Source organism: Stenotrophomonas sp. STEN020 (assembly GCF_056760195.1).
Map to the genome: position 1 here is coordinate 153,237 of NZ_JBRREI010000001.1, position 19,474 is coordinate 172,710.

The following is a 19,474-nucleotide window of genomic DNA, read 5'->3' on the forward strand; positions in this document are numbered from 1 at the left end:
GTGATCTACCGATTCTAGCTGATGCCGATCCGCGCCTAGTTGGCGAGATCAGACCTGTGGCGCCGGGTCTGCCACGTCAGCCATGGGCAGGCGTCGACTGAAGTCCATCGGTGACAGGCCGGGTGCGAACAGGAAGCCCTGACCGACCGGTACCCCCAGCTCCAGCAGGAACTGGCGTTGCGCCTCGGACTCGATGCCTTCGGCGACGAGCCCCAGGCCGAGGCTGCGGGCGATGCCACAGACCGCCTCGCAGACCGCGACATCGGAAGGGTTGCCGGGTACGCCGCTGATGAACAGCTGGCTGAGCTTGAGGCCGTGGATTGGCAGGGTGCGCAGGTAGTTGAGCGCGCTATAGCCCTCGCCGAAGTCGTCGATGGTCAGCACCACGCCCATGGCACGCAGCTCGGCAAAGGTGCGCAAAGTCGCCGGGGCGTCCTCGATCAGTACCCGCTCGGTGAACTCCAACTCCAGCGCGCTGCCCGGCAGGCTGTAGTGATCAAGAACCTCGCGCACCTGGCGGGCCAGACGGTCACCACTGAACTGGCGGTAGGAGACATTGATTGCCACCCGCATCATGCCCAGGCCTTCGCGCTGCCATTCGCGGATCTGCCGGCAGGCCTGGTGCAGCACCCATTCGCCGATGCGGACGATATCGCCGGTGTTCTCGGCGTGACTGATGAAGATGTCCGGGCGCAGCTCGCCGAGCTGGCGGTTGCGCCAGCGGATCAGCGCCTCGCAGGCGATGATCTGGCCGCTACGCAGATCCACCTGTGGCTGGTAGACCAGCCGGAATTCGTCGCGGTCCAAAGCCTTGCGCAGGCGTCGCTCGATCTGCAGGCGGTCGCGTTGGCGGCGCGCCAGTTCGGGCGAGAACAGTTGCCAGCCATTGCGGTCGCGGCGCTTGCACTCGTACATGGCCAGATCGGCGTTCTGGATCAGCTGCTGCGGGCGCACGCCGTCCTTGGGGGCACGGGCAATACCAATGCTGGTGGTGACCGGGAACTCGTCCTTGCCGAACTGGAACGGCGGGACGAACGCGCGGGTGATCGCTTCGGCCAACTTTTCCGGTCGCCCGGGCAGTTCGCGGGTGTCGCAGGTGACCACAAATTCATCGCCGCCAAAGCGCGCGAGCAGGCCCTCGGTGCCTATCGCATCGGCAATGCGCCGGGTGGCTTCGATCAGCAGCAGGTCGCCGGCATTGTGGCCGAGCACATCATTGACGGTCTTGAACCGGTCCAGATCGATGTAGAGCACGGCGACCTCGGCATGCGAGGGATTGCTCAGCCGGGCTTCCAGATCGGTAAGGGCGGCATCGCGGTTCATGATGCCGGTAAGCGGATCGGTGCGGGCCTGGTTCTTGAGGGTCTGCTCGGCGTGCTTGGGCTCGGTGATGTCCTGCAGGGTGCCGGCGATGCGGGTCGAGGCCAGGTCGCCAAGCTCGACCTCGCCGATCATCCGTATCCAGAAGCTGTGGCCGCTGGCGCGTTGGCCCTGCAGCTCCAGCTCGAAGCCGGTGCGCTGCTCGACCACGCGCTCCATCGCCTCGCGTAGCTGCTGACGCGACAGGCTGCTCAGGCAGGCCAGCAGTTGTTCCAGATCGGTAGGCGCCGATTGCTGGCCAAGAATGCGCTGTGCCTCGCCGGTGAGGTAAAGGCGCTGCTGGCCGCGATCCCACTCCCAGCCGCCGATATGCGCCAGCGACTGGGCGCGGTCGAACAAGGCGTGGTCGCGCTTGAGTTCGGTGATGTCACTGAACAGGGAAAACACATGGTCGGGCAGGTCGCAGCCGGCCGAGAACACCGGCACGGTAGTGATCGAGATCCAGATCATCCGCCCATTGGGCCGGTGGTACAGGCCGATGATGGTGCTGGGGATGGCCCTGCCTTCAGCAAAGGAGCGGGTCACCGGCCACTGCTCGGGCCGCAGCCGGCGGCCGTGTTCGTCAACGCTGATCCATTCGTCACTGTGCAAGGGCACCTTGGCCGGGGCAACGCTGCCGAGGTTGAAAATGCGGTGTGCGGCGGGATTGGCGGAAATGATGCCGAGCTGGCGGTCGAACAGCATCACACCCTTGTCGATGGACTCCAGCAGCAGGCGGTAGCGGGTTTCAGCCTGCCAGCGCCGGCTCAGGTCGCGGGCAACAGCGACGATGCAATGTGCGTCGTCATGCTCGATGGTGGCCGAATGCACCTCCACCGGAAAGCGGCTGCCGTCGCCGCGCATGTTGGTGACTTCCACCACATAGGTTTCGCCACGATTGAGGGTTTCCCAGACCGGTTCAAGATGGTCGGCTGGCAGGTCGGGGTTGAGCAGCTCGATGGGCTGGCCGACGATCTCTTCGCGGGTACGGCCATAGGCGCGGACTCCAGCGCTGTTGACGTCCAGCACCACGCCGGTGGCGCTGAGAATGCTGACCGGGTCGGGTACCGCATTGAACAGGGCGGCGTAGCGACGTTGTGCCAGCCGCCGCTCGGCCATGGCCTCGGTCAAGGCCGAGCGTGCAGCGAGCAAGGCCTGCTGCAGGCCCAATGGCAATGGTTGCAGCAGTGCTTGTTCCAGTCCAGCCAGCGCGTCGACATGCGCGGCGCGGTGATCGCCGTCGTCAGATATCCCAAGCTGGCTGGTTCCGGTCATGACACTGTCAATGCCCTTCCTGTCTTGCTGCCTGTCTGCCGGCCCAGTCGTTCTGCGAGCCAGTTCCCCGTAGCGGCCAGCGCCGGCAGATCCACGCCGGTACGCATCCCCATGCCGTGCAGCATGTAAATAACATCTTCGCTGGCGACATTACCACTAGCGCCGCGTGCATAGGGGCAGCCGCCGGTGCCGGCTACGGCCGAATCCACCACCCGCACGCCTTCTTCCAGGCAGCTGGCGATATTGGCCAAGGCCTGCCCATAGGTATCGTGGAAGTGCACGGCCAGGGCCTCTATCGGCAGTTCCGCGGCCACGGCCTGCAGCATGGCGCGGGCCTTGAGCGGGGTACCGACACCAATGGTGTCGCCCAGTGATATTTCGTAACAGCCCATGGTGTGCAGGCGAGCAGCCACGCGGACGACGTCGGCCAACGGCACTTCGCCCTGGTAGGGGCAGCCCAATACCGTGGAGACATAGCCGCGCACGCGCACGCCATCCGCCTTGGCCCGGGCCAGGATCGGCTCGAAGCGCTGCAGCGACTCATCAATGCCGGCGTTGGTGTTGGTGCGGTTGAACTGCTCGGAGGCGGCTGTGAACACGGCAACCTCGGTTACCCCCACCGCCAAGGCGCGCTCGTAGCCCTGTTCGTTGGGTACCAGCACCGGGTAACTGACACCGGGCTTGCGCTGGATGCCGGCAAAGACCTCGGCGGCGTCGGCCAGCTGCGGCACCCATTTGGGGCTGACAAAGCTGGTGGCCTCGATGCTGCGCAGGCCAGTAGCCGAGAGTCTGTCGATCAACTCGATCTTGTCGGCGGTGGCGACCTGCTGCTTTTCATTCTGCAGGCCATCACGCGGGCCTACTTCGACGATACGGACGAAATCATTCATGGAGCGGTCTTTGGCTGGAGGAGGGCGCGGCTTGGACTGGAGAGCAGATTACTGCGCGGTCCAACGGGGAGGACGCTTCTCAAGGAAGGCGGTCAGCCCTTCGCGGCCTTCATCGGAGGCGCGCAGGGCGGCGATCAAGCCGGCATTGGCACGGTCCAGCCCGTCGCGGTCGGCCAGCGCAGCATGGACCTCGCGGACCAGTACCTTGGCTGATGCGGACGCAACCGGGCCGGCTTTGCCCAGCAGGTTGAGCTGGGTCTGCACGGCGGCATCCAACTCATCAGGGGCAACGACCTGGTGGACCAGGCCGATCTGCTGCGCGGTAGTGGCGTCGAAGTGCTCGCCGGTAGCAAACCATCGCCTTGCCTGGCGCGGGCCGATCGCGGCGATCACATAGGGCGAGATCACCGCAGGCAGCAGGCCGAGCCGGCTTTCGGTCAGCCCAAAGCGTGCGCCTTCGGCGGCAATGGCGATATCGCAGCAGGCGACCAGGCCGACGCCGCCACCGAAGGCAGCCCCCTGCACGCGGGCGATGGTCGGCTTGGGCAGCTCATCGAGGGTGCGCATCAGCCGTGCCAGCGCCAGCGAGTCGATGCGGTTCTCTTCCTGGCTGGCGTTGGCCATGGAGCGCATCCACTGCAGGTCGGCACCGGCCGAGAAGGAGGGGCCAGTACTTGCCAGCACCACGGCGCGAACCGCCGGGTCGGCGCCCAGGCTGGACAAGGTCTCGGTCAAGGACTGGATCAGCGCCGCGTCGAAGGCGTTGTGCAGGTCCGGCCGGTTCATGGAAAGGGTCGCTACCGCGCCCTGGTGCTGCACGAGCAATGCATCGCTCATAGGTAATGCCTGTTTAAACGGTAATCCGACGAATCATAGCGGTGCAGGGGTGGGACGCCATGACGCAGCGCGGCGATGCTAGAATTGATAACCATTCTTATCAACTCTACATAGGCGCCCATTCAGTGACGTTGTCAGATTTGCCGCTGCATGCTTCAGCGCGCGTGGAAAGCGTTCAGGACCTGCATGCAAACGATGCGATCGCGCGCCGTCTGCGCGAACTGGGTTTCGTGAACGGAGAAGAAGTTCGTTTGGTCGCGCGTGGTCCGGTCGGCGGCGAACCGCTGCTGTTCCAGGTCGGTTTTACCCGCTTTGCGCTGCGTCGTAGCGAGGCCGCACGGGTCCAGATAAGCGCACAGGGAGCACAGGCATGAGTAGTACGGCGATCGCCAGGCTGGCGCTGGTAGGCAACCCGAACAGTGGCAAGACCGCGCTGTTCAACCAGCTGACCGGTAGCCGCCAGAAGGTGGCCAACTACACCGGCGTCACCGTCGAACGCAAGGAAGGCCGCATGCGCGGGCCGTCCGGGCAGGAGTACGCGGTGCTGGATCTGCCGGGCGCCTACAGCCTGCATCCGGCCAGCCTGGATGAGGCCATCACCCGTGACCTGTGCCGGGGCTTCTACCCGGGCGAAGCTGCCCCGGATGCGCTGATCTGTGTGATCGATGCCACCAACCTGCGCCTGCATCTGCGCTTTGCGCTGGAAGTGCGTGAGCTTGGCAAGCCGATGGTGGTTGCCCTGAACATGGTTGATGCGGCGCGCAAGCGTGGCATCGAAATCGACGTGCCGGCGCTGGAAAAGGCCTTGGGCGTGCCGGTGGTGGAAACCGTCGCGGTACGCCACAACGGTGCGCGCGCGCTGGTCGAGCGCATCGATACATTGATGCCGCAGCTGGAAGCCATGCCGGTACATTCGGTTGAGCCAGGTGCCGACTACCACGTACAGGTGCGTGACATCCTGGCCTCGGCCGTGCGTATGCCGGCGCCCACCGCCAAGGTCGACGACGCGCTCGACCGCTGGTTGCTGCACCCGGTGTACGGCCTGCTGACCCTGGCCGTGGTGATGTTCCTGATCTTCCAGGCGGTGTACGCCTGGGCGACGCCATTGATGGATGGGATCGAAGCGGCCTTTGGCTGGCTGGGGCCGGTGGTGGCCGAGAAGCTGCCGGAAGGGCCGCTGAGCAGTCTGCTGGTGGACGGCATCATTGCCGGCGTCGGCGGCGTGCTGGTGTTCCTGCCGCAGATCCTGATCCTGTTCGCCTTCATTCTGGCGCTTGAGGAATCGGGCTACCTGCCGCGCGCTGCCTTCCTGCTGGACCGGATGATGGCCTCGGCCGGTTTGTCTGGTCGTTCGTTCATCCCGCTGCTGTCCAGCTTCGCTTGTGCGGTGCCGGGCATCATGTCCACCCGTTCCATCCAGGATCCGCGTGATCGCCTGGCGACCATCCTGGTGGCGCCGCTGATGACCTGCTCGGCGCGCCTGCCGGTGTATGCCTTGCTGATTGGTGCCTTCATCCCGGCCAAAACCGTGTGGGGTGTGTTCAATCAGCAGGGTCTGGTGCTGTTTGCGCTGTATCTGGCTGGCATTCTCAGTGCGCTGGTGATGTCGTGGACGATGAAGAAGTTCCGTCGCGACAAGAGCGAGCATCCCTTGATGCTGGAGCTGCCGTCCTACCGCCTGCCCAATCCGCGCGATCTGTTGGTCGGTCTGTATGAGCGCGCGATGATCTTCCTCAAGCGCGTGGGCGGCATCATCCTGTCGCTGACCATCCTGCTGTGGTTCCTGCTGTCGTACCCCGGTGCGCCAGAGAACGCGACCATGCCGGCCATCGATTACAGCTTCGCCGGCCAGATCGGCCACGCGATGGCGGTCATCTTCGCCCCGTTGGGCTTCAACTGGCAGATCTGTATTGCCTTGATCCCGGGCATGGGCGCGCGTGAAGTCGCAGTGTCTTCGCTGGCCACGATCTATGCCTTGTCGGCCGCCGATGATGACGCGGCGATCCAGGCGCTGACCCCGGTGATCAGCGATGGATGGACCCTGGCGACTGGCTTGTCGCTGATGGTGTGGTTCATCTACGCGCCGATGTGCATCTCCACCCTGGCCACCATCAAGCGCGAGACCAACTCGTGGAAGCAGATGGCGTTCGCCACGGTATACCTGTTCGGTGCGGCCTATCTGGCGGCGTTCGTTACCTATCAGGTGGCGGTGGCGTTGGGAGCGGGCTGATGGACAAGGGCCTGCTGCTGCAATACCTGATCATCGCCGTGGCGGTGCTGGTCAGTGCCTGGGTGGTGCTGAAGAAGCAGTTCCCGGGCGTATTGCGCAAGCTGCGCGGCCTGTTAGCGCTATGGCTGGTGAAGCCGCAGCGCTCACCGCGACTGCAGGCCTGGGGGCGACGTCTGGCACCGCCTGCAGCAAGTGCTGGGGGCGCATGCGGCGGCTGCAACAGTTGCGGGCCAAGCGAGCCCAAGCAGCATTGAGCAATACAACAACGCCGGGGAAGCCCGGCGTTGTTGCATGTCGAAAACAGCGCGCGCCTTTTGTAGGAGCGGCGTAAGCCGCGAAGCTCGAGCAACCTCAGCTGGCACCGGAGCATCGGCAGGCAGTCCGAAAGACCATTGGACACTTGCCCCCGGTGCGTGACGCTTGCCCGGGCTACAGTCCTGGCTGCGCGGCATTGGGCAATTTGGTGTTGTCACCAAACTGGTAGCGGCGCGGGCAGGGGTTCCATGTAGAACGAAGCATTTCGGCTGTACACTGCGCCAATTGCAGGAAGCAACCAGGGGAAAGGCATGAAGTCATTGATAGGCGTTGTGATGTTGGTCGTGTTGTTGGCCGTAGGCGGATCGATCTATCTGCGTGGCGGCAACAAGATCACAGAGTCACAGGTGCGCGCGCTGTACCTGCGCGCCGACCAAGCGCTTGCGGCAGGCGACGACAAGCCGCTATGCGAGATGTTGTCGAAAGACTACGTACAGACCACCGTAACCAAGACCGAAACCCAGCAGGCCGAGCAGCGCTATGACAGGGAGCAGTACTGCGCTTCCCTGGCTGAGAGCATGAGTCAGCTGCGTGAGTTCCGGGAAGCCTTCGGTGATCGCATGCCGCTGCGCTACGAGCAGAAGGTAAACAGCATCAACATTGCCAGCGATGGTCGTTCGGCCGAGGTTGAGGTGTCGGCCATTGTCGAAATGGCGGGCGTGCGCATGGTCAGCCGCGGCCGCGACACCGTGGAACGCAATCGTTGGCGGACTTATATGACCGGTAGCCGTGCGATTACCCATGTCGGCAGGATGTAAACGCGCGCTGTGCTTGTGTGCTGGGCCGTTGAGGCGTTAGCGTGCGGGCATGAATACGACTCCAATCCGTTTGCTGATCCATGGCGCCTCCGGCCGCATGGGCCAAGCCCTGCTGCGTCTTGCCGCAGAAGATTCCTCGTTGCAGGTGGTTGCTGCGGTGGTGCGCAAACCGCCAATCCAACGCGTGATTGACGGCATCCCGCATTTCGCTGCCAGTGAGCTGTCCGGCGCGCCGGCGTTTGATGTGGCGATCGATTTCAGCTTGCCGGAGGGATTTGACCCGGTTCTGGCACTGTGCGTGGAGCGCGGTGTTGGCCTGGTGTCGGGCACAACCGGGATCAGCGAGCAGCAGCAGGCTGCCCTGGCAGCTGCTGCGAACAAAATTCCTCTGGTTTGGGCGACCAACTTCAGCCTCGGCGTGGCAGTGCTGGCCGAGCTGGTGGAGCGGGCGGCGGCGGCCCTGCCAGGCTGGGACTGCGACATTGTCGAATCGCACCATGTGCACAAGAAGGACGCACCCTCCGGCACCGCGTTGACGTTGGGGGAGTCGGCCCAGCACGGCGGCGCCGAGCCGCGCTATGCCAGCCTGCGCGCCGGGGACATCATCGGCGAGCACTTCGTCCAGTTCACCGGGCTGGGCGAGCGGGTGGAACTGGTGCACCGGGCCACCAACCGTGACATTTTTGCGCGTGGCGCACTGCACGCGGCCAAACAACTGTGCCAGCGCAGTCCGGGGCAATACCGGGTGCGGGACCTGGTCGGGACGTCCGAGCAGGCTTGAAATAGCTGAATGCGGAGCGCAGTCCCTCCGGAATGTGGCTTTTGTAATCACTGAACAGCTGAAGGAAAGCGCACGGGGCGCTGGCGTTGGTGCCCCCTTGCCTTTACAATTCCGGCTCGCCGAAACACGTTAGCCGGACCGGTTCCCAGACCGCCGTCCGCGCTTTTTTGCAACCGGTTTTTGACCGTGGACGCAGGCGTGGCTTCGGAGTCCCCCGGTAGCCAAAGTGAGATTCCCGTGACCCAAGCCGCAATTCTCGTGCTCGAAGACGGCACCGTATTCGAGGGCGAATCCGTAGGCGCGCCCGGCCTATCCGTGGGTGAGGTGGTGTTCAACACCGCCATGACCGGTTATCAGGAAATGCTGACCGATCCGTCCTACGCCCGGCAGATGATCACCCTGACGTACCCGCATATCGGCAACACCGGTATGAACGACCAGGACGACGAAGCTTCCAAGGTATGGGCATCGGGCCTGATCGTACGCGACGTGCCGCGCCGCCCGAGCAGCTGGCGCAACCAGGTATCGCTGCAGGATTGGTTGATCCAGCGCGGCGTGGTGGCCATCTCCGGCATCGACACCCGCAAGCTGACCCGCATCCTGCGTGAGAAGGGCGCCCAGAATGGCGCTTTGATGGCCGGCGACGACATCGATGTCGAGAAGGCACTGGAAGCTGCTCGCAAGTTCCCCGGCCTGAAGGGTATGGATCTGGCCAAGGTGGTCAGCACCGACAAGACCTACGGCTGGGCCGATGGCCAGCTGGACCTGGACCGCAACGAATTCGTGCGCGCCGAACCGAAGTTCAAGGTTGTGGCCTACGACTTTGGCGTGAAGACCAACATCCTGCGCATGCTGGCCGAGCGCGGCTGCGAGCTGACCGTGGTGCCGGCACAGACCCCTGCTGCTGAAGTGCTGGCACTGAAGCCGGACGGCGTGTTCCTTTCCAATGGCCCGGGCGACCCGGAACCGTGCGATTACGCCATCAGCGCGATCAAGACCTTCGTCGAGCAGAAGATCCCGACCTTCGGCATCTGCCTGGGCCACCAGCTGCTGGGCCTGGCTGCAGGCGCCAAGACGATGAAGATGGGTCACGGCCACCACGGTGCCAACCATCCGGTGCAGGACATCGACGACGGTCGGGTGATGATCACCTCGCAGAACCACGGCTTTGCCATCGACGAAAGCGTGCTGCCGGCCAATGTGCGGGTTACCCATCGCTCGCTGTTCGACCAGACCATCCAGGGCATCGCATTGACCGATGCACCGGCATTCTCCTTCCAGGGGCACCCGGAAGCGTCGCCGGGTCCGCGTGACGTGGCACCGTTGTTCGATCGCTTCATCACCCTGATGGAAGGGGCCAAGGCGTGAGCAAGGCGCGCTGGCTGATGTTGCCGGCGCTGCTGGCCACCTCGGTGGCCAGCGCGGCGGCAGTGACCGCGCAGGAGATCCGCGATCTGCTGCCGTTGACCGGCTTTGAGCGCATGGGCAATGACGCGGCCACCTCCATGTTGGCCAATGTCACGATCTTCCAGCAGATTCCGGCACCACAGCGCGAGTGCATGGCCAAGCCGATCGGCGATGTCCTGAATGAAGCACTGGTGGATCGCCTTGTCGCCAAAATCGGCAATGACGGGCAGCAGCACCTCAAGCGCTGGCATGCTTTCTATTCGAGCCAGGGCGGCAAGCGCATGGTCGCTAGCCAGCGCCAGATGATGTACGGCGCGGCGTTGCCTGCCGAGTTCGAGGGCGAGCCCAGCGAGCTGGAGCGCAAGCAGGTAGGCGAGTTCATGGCCAGTGGCTCCTATGAAGCTTTGGGTGCTGTGCTAGCGGAACTGGGCGACATGCCTGATGGCCTGCCGCTGCGCCTGAGCGAGCGCATCCAGAGCCAATGCGGCGTCACGATTGATCCAGAAGAGTTTTCCTGATCGACAGCGTGCGATCACTTCCCCCAGACACGCTGTACTGACTTAGAGAAGAAAATGCCAAAGCGCACCGACCTAAAAACCATCCTGATCATCGGCGCTGGCCCGATCGTCATCGGCCAAGCCTGTGAGTTCGACTACTCCGGCGCGCAGGCGTGCAAGGCGCTGCGCGATGAGGGTTACCGCGTGGTGTTGGTGAACTCCAACCCGGCCACGATCATGACCGACCCGGAGATGGCCGACGCCGTTTACATCGAGCCGATCAACTGGCAGACGGTGGCGAAGATCATCGAGAAGGAGCGCCCCGACGCGCTGCTGCCGACCATGGGCGGCCAGACCGCGCTGAACTGCGCGCTGGACCTGGCTGACAACGGCGTGCTGGAGAAGTACAACGTCGAACTGATCGGCGCCAAGCGCGAAGCGATCATGATGGCCGAAGACCGCGAGCTGTTCCGCGTGGCGATGGGCGAAATCGGTCTGGAATGCCCGACCGCCGCTGTCGCCCACACGCTGGAAGAAGCGCTGGAGATCCAGACCCGCGTTGGCTACCCGACCATCATCCGCCCGTCCTTCACCCTCGGTGGCAGCGGTGGCGGTATCGCCTACAACCGCGAAGAGCTGATCGAGATCGTCAGCCGGGGCCTGGAACTGTCGCCGACCAGCGAAGTGCTGGTGGAAGAGTCGGTGCTGGGCTGGAAGGAATTCGAGATGGAAGTGGTCCGCGACACCGCGGATAACTGCATCATCGTCTGCTCGATCGAGAACCTCGACCCGATGGGCGTGCACACCGGTGACTCGATCACCGTTGCGCCGGCACAGACCCTGACCGACAAGGAATACCAGCGCCTGCGCGATGCTTCCATCGCCGTGCTGCGCAAGATTGGCGTGGATACCGGCGGCTCCAACGTGCAGTTCGGCATCAGCCCGACTACCGGTCGCGTGGTGGTGATCGAGATGAACCCGCGCGTGTCGCGTTCCTCGGCACTGGCCTCCAAGGCCACCGGCTTCCCGATCGCCAAGGTCGCGGCCAAGCTGGCTGTGGGTTACACCCTGGACGAATTGAAGAACGAGATCACCGGCGGCCTGACCCCGGCCTCGTTCGAACCGTCGATCGACTACGTCGTCACCAAGATTCCGCGCTTTGCCTTCGAGAAGTTCCCGGCTGCCGATGCGCGCCTGACCACCCAGATGAAGTCGGTGGGCGAGGTGATGGCGATGGGCCGCACCTTCAAGGAATCGCTGCAGAAGGCGCTGCGTGGCCTGGAAACCGGCAAGGTCGGCCTCGACCCGACCGAGCTCGACCTGGGCAATGCCGACGACGTCGCCACCATGAAGCGTGAGCTCAAGGCCCCGGGCCCGGAGCGTCTGTTCTACGTGGGTGATGCCTTCCGTACCGGCATGAGCGTCGAAGAAATCTATGGGCTGTCGCACATCGACCCGTGGTTCCTCGACCAGATCGAAGAGATCATTGCCGATGAAAAGCAGGTTCATGCCGAAGGCATCGACGCGCTGGACGCAGCGCGCCTGCGCAAGCTCAAGCGCGCCGGTTTCTCCGATGCACGCCTGGCACAGCTCACCGGCACCAACGAAGCGGCCATCCGTGCGCTACGCCGCGCCCACAAGGTGCGTCCGGTCTACAAGCGCGTTGACTCCTGCGCCGGCGAGTTCGCCACCGGCACCGCCTACCTGTACTCGACCTACGAGGACGAGTGCGAGGCAGCACCGAGCAACCGCGACAAGATCATGATCCTGGGCGGTGGCCCGAACCGTATCGGCCAGGGCATCGAGTTCGACTACTGCTGCGTGCACGCCGCGCTCGCCCTGCGCGAAGATGGTTTCGAAACCATCATGGTCAACTGCAACCCGGAAACCGTTTCGACCGATTACGACACCTCCGACCGCCTGTACTTCGAGCCGCTGACGCTGGAAGACGTGCTGGAAATCGTCGAGCTGGAACAGCCCAAGGGCGTGATCGTGCAGTACGGCGGGCAGACCCCGCTGAAGCTGGCACGTGCGCTGGAAGCCAATGGCGTGCCGGTGATCGGCACCTCGCCGGACTCCATCGACCTGGCCGAAGACCGTGAGCGTTTCCAGCAGCTGGTCGAGAAGCTCGGCCTGAAGCAGCCGCCGAACCGCATCGCCCGCAACGACCAGGAAGCCCTGCTGCTGGCCCGCGAAATTGGCTACCCGCTGGTGGTGCGCCCGAGCTACGTGCTTGGCGGCCGTGCGATGGAAATCGTCTACAGCGAATCCGACCTGGCCCGCTACGTGCGCGACGCGGTCAAGGTGTCGAACGATTCGCCGGTGCTGCTGGACCACTTCCTCGATGCCGCGGTCGAAGCCGACGTCGACATCATCTGCGACAAGGACGGCAAGGTCCTGATCGGCGGCGTGATGGAGCACATCGAAGAAGCCGGCGTGCACTCCGGTGACTCGTCCTGCTCGCTGCCGCCGTACTCGCTGTCGGCTGAAACCCAGGCCGAACTGCGTCGCCAGGTTACCGAGCTGGCCAAGGCACTGCAGGTCGTGGGTCTGATGAACACCCAGTTCGCGGTCCAGACCGATGCCGATGGCAAGGACGTGATCTACCTGCTGGAAGTGAACCCGCGTGCCTCGCGCACCGTGCCGTTCGTGTCCAAGGCCACCGGCATGGCGCTGGCCAAGATTGCCGCCCGTTGCATGGCGGGCAAGACGCTGGCCGAGCAGGGCGCGACCAAGGAAATCGTGCCGGGCTACTACTCGGTGAAGGAAGCCATCTTCCCGTTCGCCAAGTTCCAGGGCGTCGATCCGATCCTCGGGCCGGAGATGCGCTCCACCGGTGAAGTGATGGGCGTTGGCCGCAGCTTCAGCGCCGCGTTTGCACGCGCGCAGGAAGCCGGCAGCATCAAGACCCCGCCGGTCGGCAAGGTCTTCATTTCGGTGCGCGACGCTGACAAGCAGCGCGTGATGCCGGCGGTGCAGGGTCTGGTCGAACGCGGCTACTCGCTGGTTGCCACCCGCGGCACGGCCGCGTGGTTGCAGCAGCACGGTTACACCTGTGACGTGGTCAACAAGGTGGTTGAAGGCCGTCCGCATATCGTGGACAGCATCAAGAATGGCGAGATCGTCTACATCGTCAACACGACCGAAGGCCGTGCTGCGATCAACGACTCGTTCTCGATCCGCCGCGAAGCACTGCAGAACCGCATCACGTACTCCACCACCGTTGCTGGCGCCAAGGCGCTGGTGCAATCGTTGGAGTTCCGTGGCACCGGTCCGGTGTTGTCGCTGCAGGAACTGCACAAGGAGTTGAATGCATGAGAGCCCCCATCACGATGAAGGGCGCCAAGCGCCTGCGTGAGGAACTGGATCACCTCAAGTCGGAAAAGCGCCCCAAGGTCATCGCTGCCATCGCCGAAGCGCGCGAGCACGGTGACCTGAAGGAAAACGCTGAGTACCACGCCGCACGCGAAGAGCAGGGCTTCATCGAAGGCCGCATCAAGCAGCTGGAAGGCGAACTGTCGCATTCGGAAGTCATCGACATCAGCAAGCTCAACGCCGGCAGCAAGGTGGTGTTCGGCGCGACGGTGACGCTGGCCGACGTGGAAAGCGACGAAGAGAAGCGTTACCAGATCGTTGGCGACCTGGAAGCGGACATCAAGCTGGGCTTGATTGCCATTTCCTCGCCGGTGGCGCGCGCCATGATCGGCAAGCACGAGGGCGACGCCATCGCCATCGATGCGCCGGCTGGCCAGCGCGAGTACGAAATCGTCAGCGTCGAATACCTCGACTGACGATGGCCAAAGCCACACTGCTGCTGCCCGCGCGCAGCCGTTTTCCGGCGGGCGAACTGCCGGCGCAGGTGGCTGCGGCCCTGGGTCGTGCCGAGCGCTCGCTCGGTACGGCCGGTGAATCGGCGCAGTTGCGCCGTCACTTCAACGTGCAGCCGGCTGCCTGGTCGGCTGCCGCCTTGACCCGCCAGACCGATGCCGGCGATGCCGCTGGCGGCTTCTGGCTGCGTGCCGATCCGGCCAATATCGTGCCGGACATGCAGGGCGCGCGGCTGATGGCTGCGGCCGAAACCCTGCGTCTGGAGCAGGCCGACGTGGATGCCTTGTTGCCCGCGCTGCAGCCCTTGTTTGCCGGTTTTGGCTACCAGCTGGATGCACCGACGCCGTCGCGTTGGTATCTGCGCCTGCCGGCAGATACGCCGCTGCCCGAATTCGCCGAGCCTGACGCGGTGCTGGGCGATGACCTGTTTTCGCATCTGCCCAGTGGCGAGAACGGACGTCGTTGGCGCGCGTTGCTGACCGAAGCACAGGTGGTGCTGCACCAGCATCCGTGGAACGAACAACGCGTGGCCCAGGGCCAGCGTGCAGTGAACTCCCTATGGTTCTGGGGCGCAGGAAACCTGCCGCAGAGCGTGCATACCGCACACGCACAGGTGCGCAGCCGCGATGCGCTGGTGCAGGGCCTGGCGGCAATGGCCGGCGTACGCCTGGGTGGCGAGCAGAGCGTTGATGCGCTGGTCGATCTGCGCCAGCTGCGTTCGCTGCAGCAGCTCGCGCGCGATGCAATCGCCCCCTTGCTCGATGCACTCAAGCGCGGCGAGCTCAGCGAGTTGCAGCTGGATTTCGAGGATGGCACCGGCTACCGCATTACCCGCGGGCAGCGTTGGTGCTTCTGGAAAAAGCCAATAGCGACCTTGGCTGATGAGTGAAAGTTTGAGGATCGTTCGGCGTGACTTGGTCGCGACCGACGGCTGGAATGATGAAACCCTGCCGCTGCTGCGCCGCATCTATGCCGCGCGCGGCGCAACCACGCCCGAGCAGGCGCAGCCGCGATTGGCGCAGTTGCACGCACCCGAGTTGCTGGGCGGCATGCAGGCTGCGGTGCAGTTGTTGGCTGATGCCATCGCCAATGACAAGCGCATTCTGATCGTAGGCGACTTTGACTGTGACGGTGCCACCGCCTGTGCGGTAGGTGTACGCGGCCTGCGCATGCTGGGTGCGGGTGACGTGGTGCATGCGGTGCCGAACCGGATGTTGCATGGCTATGGCTTGTCGCCATCCTTGGTGGAAGAACTGGCCGCGTTGAAACCGGACCTGCTGGTCACGGTCGATCACGGCATCGCCTGTCATGCTGGTGTGCGCGCAGCAAAGGCGCTGGGTTGGCAGGTGCTGGTCACCGACCACCACTTGCCCGGCGAGCAGCTGCCGCCAGCCGATGCGATTGTCGACCCGAACGTCGACGGCGACGCATTCCCAAGCAAAGCGCTGGCCGGTGTTGGCGTCATTTTCTATGTGCTGATGGCGCTGCGGCGTCATCTGCGTGAGCAGTCGGCATTCGGTACGCAGCCCGAACCCGATCTGCTGACGCTGCTGGATCTGGTTGCGGTCGGCACTGTCGCCGATCTGGTGGCACTGGATGGGAATAACCGCGCCTTGGTCTCTGCGGGTCTGCGTCGGCTGCGGGCCGGCAAGGCCATTGTGGGTCTGCAGGCTTTGATCGAGGTAAGCGGCCGCGATGCGCGCCGGCTCAGCGCCAGCGACATCGGCTACGCCGTTGCGCCACGCCTCAATGCAGCAGGACGCCTGGAAGACATGGCGCTGGGCATTGAGCTGTTGCTGACCGAAGACCCCGCACAGGCGCGACATATCGCAACGCTGCTCGAAGAGATCAATGCTGAGCGCCGCGCCGTGCAGCAGATCATGACCGACGATGCCGAACGTGCCGTCGCCCGCGCATTGCTGGATGACGATATGCAACGGCCGGTTGCGGCCTGCCTGTTCGATGCCGAATGGCATCCGGGCGTGGTCGGGCTGGTCGCCTCAAAAATGAAAGACAGGCTGCACCGGCCAGTTATTGCCTTTGCACCGGCTGAGCCTGGTGCCGATGCACTGCGTGGCTCGGCACGTTCGATCAGCGGCTTCCATATCCGCGATGCCTTGGCTGCGATCAACGCCAATCATCCGGGCCTGATGGAGAAGTTTGGTGGTCATGCGATGGCCGCCGGGCTGAGTTTGCCGTTGGCAAATCTGGACGCGTTCAAGGCAGCGTTCGAACAACAGGTGCAGCGCAGCATGGACCCGGCCTTGCTGCAGCAGCAGTTGCTCAGCGATGGCGAGTTGTCTCCGGCTGAACTGGACTTCCAGCACGCCGAAGCCCTGCGCTTGGCCGGCCCGTTCGGCCAGGGCTTTGCCGAACCGCTGTTTGATGGCGCATTCGAAGTGCTCGAATGGCGCGTGCTCAAGGAGCGCCATCTGAAGTTTGTGCTACGTCAGCCTGGCAGTGCCGCGCGGATCAACGCGATTTATTTCAGCGGCTGGACCGGCACGGCACCCGCGCAACATGTGCAGATCGCTTACCGTCTGGTGAGCGATGACTACCGCGGTGGCAAGGCCATCCAGCTGATCGTCGAACACTGCACCTCCGCTTGATGGGTAGTGCCGAGCCATGCTCGGCAGGGGCTTCACCGCAAATCCATCACAACTCGTAGCCCGGGTAAGCAGCGCACACCTGGGGCATTTGCGGCCAACTTGAATAATTCTGGTTCCTTGGCCCGGGTGCGTTCTGCTTACCCCGGCTACGGTACTTGCACATGTAGCTTTGTGTGATCTACATCGCTAAAGACGAGTCTCGAATGTCCAGACAACAAACGTCGTTTGGAAACCAACGACCACAGAATCTGCGCAGTTCAACACCAGGCCACGCTTTGATTGCGTGAGGGCTGCGTGATGAAAGTCATCCTCCACTAATACATTCCTACGAATTCAGCATTCAAAGACCCGATATGTGTGTCAGAAAACTGGCGCGTTTCATAAGGCGATGGCACAGTCGGGTTCTCGACAACACATGGGACGACGGAACGCCCGATGTTTGCAGAATCAATTTCAGCAGCAGGCGGCTTGCAGCGCCTGCACCAAGACCGCCGCCTGATTCGTGTAGAAACCGCGCTTTCACCAGAGACGTTCCTGGTCAAGCGTTTTGACGGCAACGAGTCGGTCTCAGCGCCATTCCTCTATCACGTCGAGTTGCTGTCGACCCAGCCAAGGCTGGAGTTGAAGCAACTGGTAGGTCAACCGCTGCGCCTGCTGCTTGGCGACGAATTCGGCGGTCGCACTGTGCATGGCTATGTACGCGAGTTCGCCAGCACCGGCCAGCAGGCGCAATTCAACAGCTACCGCGCGGAAGTCGCGCCTTGGTTTGCATTCCTCGACTACACCAGCAACTGTCGCATCTTCCAGGACAAGAACGTCCTGGAGATCATCGAAGACGTGTTCGCTGGCTACGAACAGCTGGCGCGTTATCGCTACGATCTCAATGCCGGAAAATTGCATCCATTGTCGTACTGCGTGCAATACAACGAGTCCGACTTTGCCTTCGTCAGCCGCTTGCTGGAAGACGCCGGCCTCTACTACAGCTTCGTGCACGATGATGATGGGCATACGTTGATAATCAGCGATGACTCCACGCTCAGCGTCGTGCACGGCGAACCAACTGCGATTGCCTACGTTTCCGATCAAGGCACACTGGCGCGTACTGGCCTACATCGTTGGGGTGCGCGGCGCAGGGTAGGGCCGACTGCGCAGACGCTGCGCAGCTTTGACTTCAAACAGCCTAAGCAGCAGCTCGATGGAAACCAGGGAAACCAGTTGCCGATGGGTTTGTTGCCACCGCTCGAACAATACCGTTATGACGGTGCCGCGCGTTTCGCGAACAGCCGCGTTGGCGAGGCCTTGGCAGCTGTGCGCAATGAGGAAGTCAGCTGGCCAACCAAATTGTTCGAGTGCGCTGGCAACGCTGGCGAGCTTGGGGCGGGGGGCTGCTTCAGCCTGGAACGACATCCCGACTTCATCGGCCGCGATGAAGCGGACTGCGATTTCTTCGTGGTATCGATGCAGCGCGAAGGCCACAACAACTTCGCCAGTGACTTTTCCAGTGCAGAGCTGCCCAGCGTGGAGATGCAGGCGCAGGTCCTGCGACGGCGCATTCCATTTCGCCCACTACGACAGACGCCGTGGCCGCGCATGCCGGGGCCGCAGACCGCAACGGTGGTTGGACCGCCGGGCGAAGAACTGCATGCCGATGCCTATGGCCGGGTGAAAGTGCAGTTCCATTGGGACAGGAAGCTGGATCGGCGCGAGAACGCCTCATGCTGGATCCGCAGCGCCAGTCCGTGGGCAGGCGCCGACATGGGCGGCGTGTCGCCACCACGTATCGGCCAGGAAGTCATTGTCGATTTCCTCGATGGTGATCCGGATCGCCCGATCATCACCGGCCGTGTCTACAACGAACAGAACATGCCGCCGTTCGGTATGGAAGTCAGCGGCCTGAAGTCGAAAACGGTCAAGGGCGGCGGTTGGAACGAAGTCACCATGCACGATGGTGCCGGCGGCGAGTTGCTGAACATGCGTGCCCAGCGCGACATGGTCACCACTGTGCTCAACGACCAGACCGCGAGCATCCTCAACAACAAAACCACCAGCGTGACGGTTGACCACGGTATGACCGTAGGCGGCAACCAGACCATCGGTGTTACTGGCAATCGCGGCATCACCGTCACCGGTACCGATACCTCAACCGTCACCGGTACGCGCACAACTGATGTCACCGGTGCCGTCGGTGAGACGTATCACAACGGTCAGACCAAGACGATTGTTGCGGTTGGCTATACCGAAACCATCACCGGTCCGTTCACCACGACCTTGACCGGCAACTACATCAGTCAACGTACCGGGACGTGGAAGCAGACAATCACTTCGACCTCGTGGGAGCAGGTGCAGGGGAAGGTCACCGAGCAGTACCTGGCGGGGCGCGAAACCACCATCACCGGCTTGGATAAGCGTGGGGTCACAGGTGCGGTAGAGGACGCCAACAAGGGCTCGCGCACCATCGGCGTGGAAGGCACGTTTGAGCAGGGTGTCACTGAAACCCACTCGCAGTTCTCTACCGGCGACATGACCTTGGCGTCTGCGGCCAAACTGACCGCGGCGGTGGGCGAGTCGTCAGCCATCGAGATCACTGCGGGCGAGATCAGGATCAGTGCCGGTGGTTCGGAGGTGGTGATCAATGCCAGCGGCGTTTCGGTCAACGGCAGCGAGATCAAGCTCAACTGCTAAGCAGAA

The 19,474-nt window shown here is 63.4% G+C and carries 15 protein-coding genes; 12 read left to right on the top strand and 3 right to left on the bottom strand.

The window, feature by feature from the left end; translation table 11 throughout:
• Window positions 1-48: 48 nt before the first annotated feature.
• The 3 genes from ACVOLZ_RS00610 to ACVOLZ_RS00620 are packed head-to-tail and all read right to left on the bottom strand — an operon-like array spanning window position 49 to window position 4,361.
• Window positions 49-2,634: a sensor domain-containing protein gene (locus tag ACVOLZ_RS00610; protein ID WP_481514683.1), complete on the bottom strand. Its 2,586-nt coding sequence runs from the start codon at window positions 2,632-2,634 to the stop codon at window positions 49-51.
• Entirely contained in the window at window positions 2,631-3,524 is an 894-nt protein-coding gene (locus ACVOLZ_RS00615) for a hydroxymethylglutaryl-CoA lyase (protein WP_481514684.1), read from the bottom strand. The genes ACVOLZ_RS00610 and ACVOLZ_RS00615 overlap by 4 nt, the downstream gene beginning before the upstream one ends.
• Window positions 3,525-3,572: 48 nt before the next feature.
• Entirely contained in the window at window positions 3,573-4,361 is a 789-nt protein-coding gene (locus ACVOLZ_RS00620; RefSeq protein WP_481514685.1) for an enoyl-CoA hydratase/isomerase family protein, read from the bottom strand.
• A gap of 125 nt (window positions 4,362-4,486) precedes the next feature.
• Here ACVOLZ_RS00620 and ACVOLZ_RS00625 point away from each other — a divergent pair, with 125 nt between their 5' ends.
• The 12 genes from ACVOLZ_RS00625 (at window position 4,487) to ACVOLZ_RS00680 (ending at window position 19,468) form a co-directional block, all read left to right on the top strand.
• Window positions 4,487-4,735 carry a FeoA family protein gene (locus ACVOLZ_RS00625; RefSeq protein ID WP_481509755.1) on the top strand — a complete coding sequence of 83 codons (249 nt, stop codon included), beginning with the start codon at window positions 4,487-4,489 and terminating at the stop codon, window positions 4,733-4,735.
• A complete protein-coding gene (gene feoB / locus ACVOLZ_RS00630; RefSeq protein ID WP_481514686.1) occupies window positions 4,732-6,591 on the top strand; it encodes a ferrous iron transport protein B in 1,860 nt (619 codons plus the stop codon). The genes ACVOLZ_RS00625 and feoB overlap by 4 nt, the downstream gene beginning before the upstream one ends.
• Entirely contained in the window at window positions 6,591-6,845 is a 255-nt protein-coding gene (locus ACVOLZ_RS00635; RefSeq protein WP_481514687.1) for a DUF6587 family protein, read from the top strand. Before feoB ends, ACVOLZ_RS00635 begins: the two co-directional genes overlap by 1 nt.
• A 312-nt stretch (window positions 6,846-7,157) precedes the next feature.
• The gene (locus ACVOLZ_RS00640; RefSeq protein WP_481514688.1) at window positions 7,158-7,664 is read left to right on the top strand and encodes a hypothetical protein; all 507 of its coding nucleotides are present in this window, start codon (window positions 7,158-7,160) and stop codon (window positions 7,662-7,664) included.
• A gap of 49 nt (window positions 7,665-7,713) precedes the next feature.
• Complete coding sequence (gene dapB, locus ACVOLZ_RS00645) at window positions 7,714-8,445, top strand: 4-hydroxy-tetrahydrodipicolinate reductase (RefSeq protein WP_481514689.1); 732 nt, start codon at window positions 7,714-7,716, stop codon at window positions 8,443-8,445.
• Window positions 8,446-8,682: 237 nt separating this feature from the next.
• The gene (gene carA, locus ACVOLZ_RS00650) at window positions 8,683-9,813 is read left to right on the top strand and encodes a glutamine-hydrolyzing carbamoyl-phosphate synthase small subunit (RefSeq protein ID WP_481514690.1); all 1,131 of its coding nucleotides are present in this window, start codon (window positions 8,683-8,685) and stop codon (window positions 9,811-9,813) included.
• Window positions 9,810-10,370 (top strand): hypothetical protein, encoded by a 561-nt coding sequence (locus ACVOLZ_RS00655; protein ID WP_481514691.1) that lies wholly within the window; start codon window positions 9,810-9,812, stop codon window positions 10,368-10,370. The genes carA and ACVOLZ_RS00655 overlap by 4 nt, the downstream gene beginning before the upstream one ends.
• A 54-nt stretch (window positions 10,371-10,424) precedes the next feature.
• On the top strand, window positions 10,425-13,667 hold the full coding sequence (gene carB / locus ACVOLZ_RS00660; RefSeq protein WP_481514692.1) for a carbamoyl-phosphate synthase large subunit: 3,243 nt from the start codon (window positions 10,425-10,427) through the stop codon (window positions 13,665-13,667).
• A gap of 8 nt (window positions 13,668-13,675) precedes the next feature.
• Window positions 13,676-14,140, top strand: a complete 465-nt coding sequence (gene greA, locus ACVOLZ_RS00665) for a transcription elongation factor GreA (RefSeq protein ID WP_481514788.1) — start codon at window positions 13,676-13,678, stop codon at window positions 14,138-14,140.
• A gap of 2 nt (window positions 14,141-14,142) precedes the next feature.
• On the top strand, window positions 14,143-15,066 hold the full coding sequence (locus ACVOLZ_RS00670; RefSeq protein ID WP_481514693.1) for a phosphoglycerate mutase: 924 nt from the start codon (window positions 14,143-14,145) through the stop codon (window positions 15,064-15,066).
• Window positions 15,059-16,786, top strand: coding sequence for a single-stranded-DNA-specific exonuclease RecJ (recJ, locus tag ACVOLZ_RS00675; RefSeq protein ID WP_481514694.1), 1,728 nt, complete (start codon window positions 15,059-15,061; stop codon window positions 16,784-16,786). Before ACVOLZ_RS00670 ends, recJ begins: the two co-directional genes overlap by 8 nt.
• Before the next feature lie 435 nt (window positions 16,787-17,221).
• Window positions 17,222-19,468, top strand: coding sequence for a type VI secretion system Vgr family protein (locus ACVOLZ_RS00680; RefSeq protein WP_481514695.1), 2,247 nt, complete (start codon window positions 17,222-17,224; stop codon window positions 19,466-19,468).
• The last annotated feature ends 6 nt before the right edge of the window (window positions 19,469-19,474 follow it).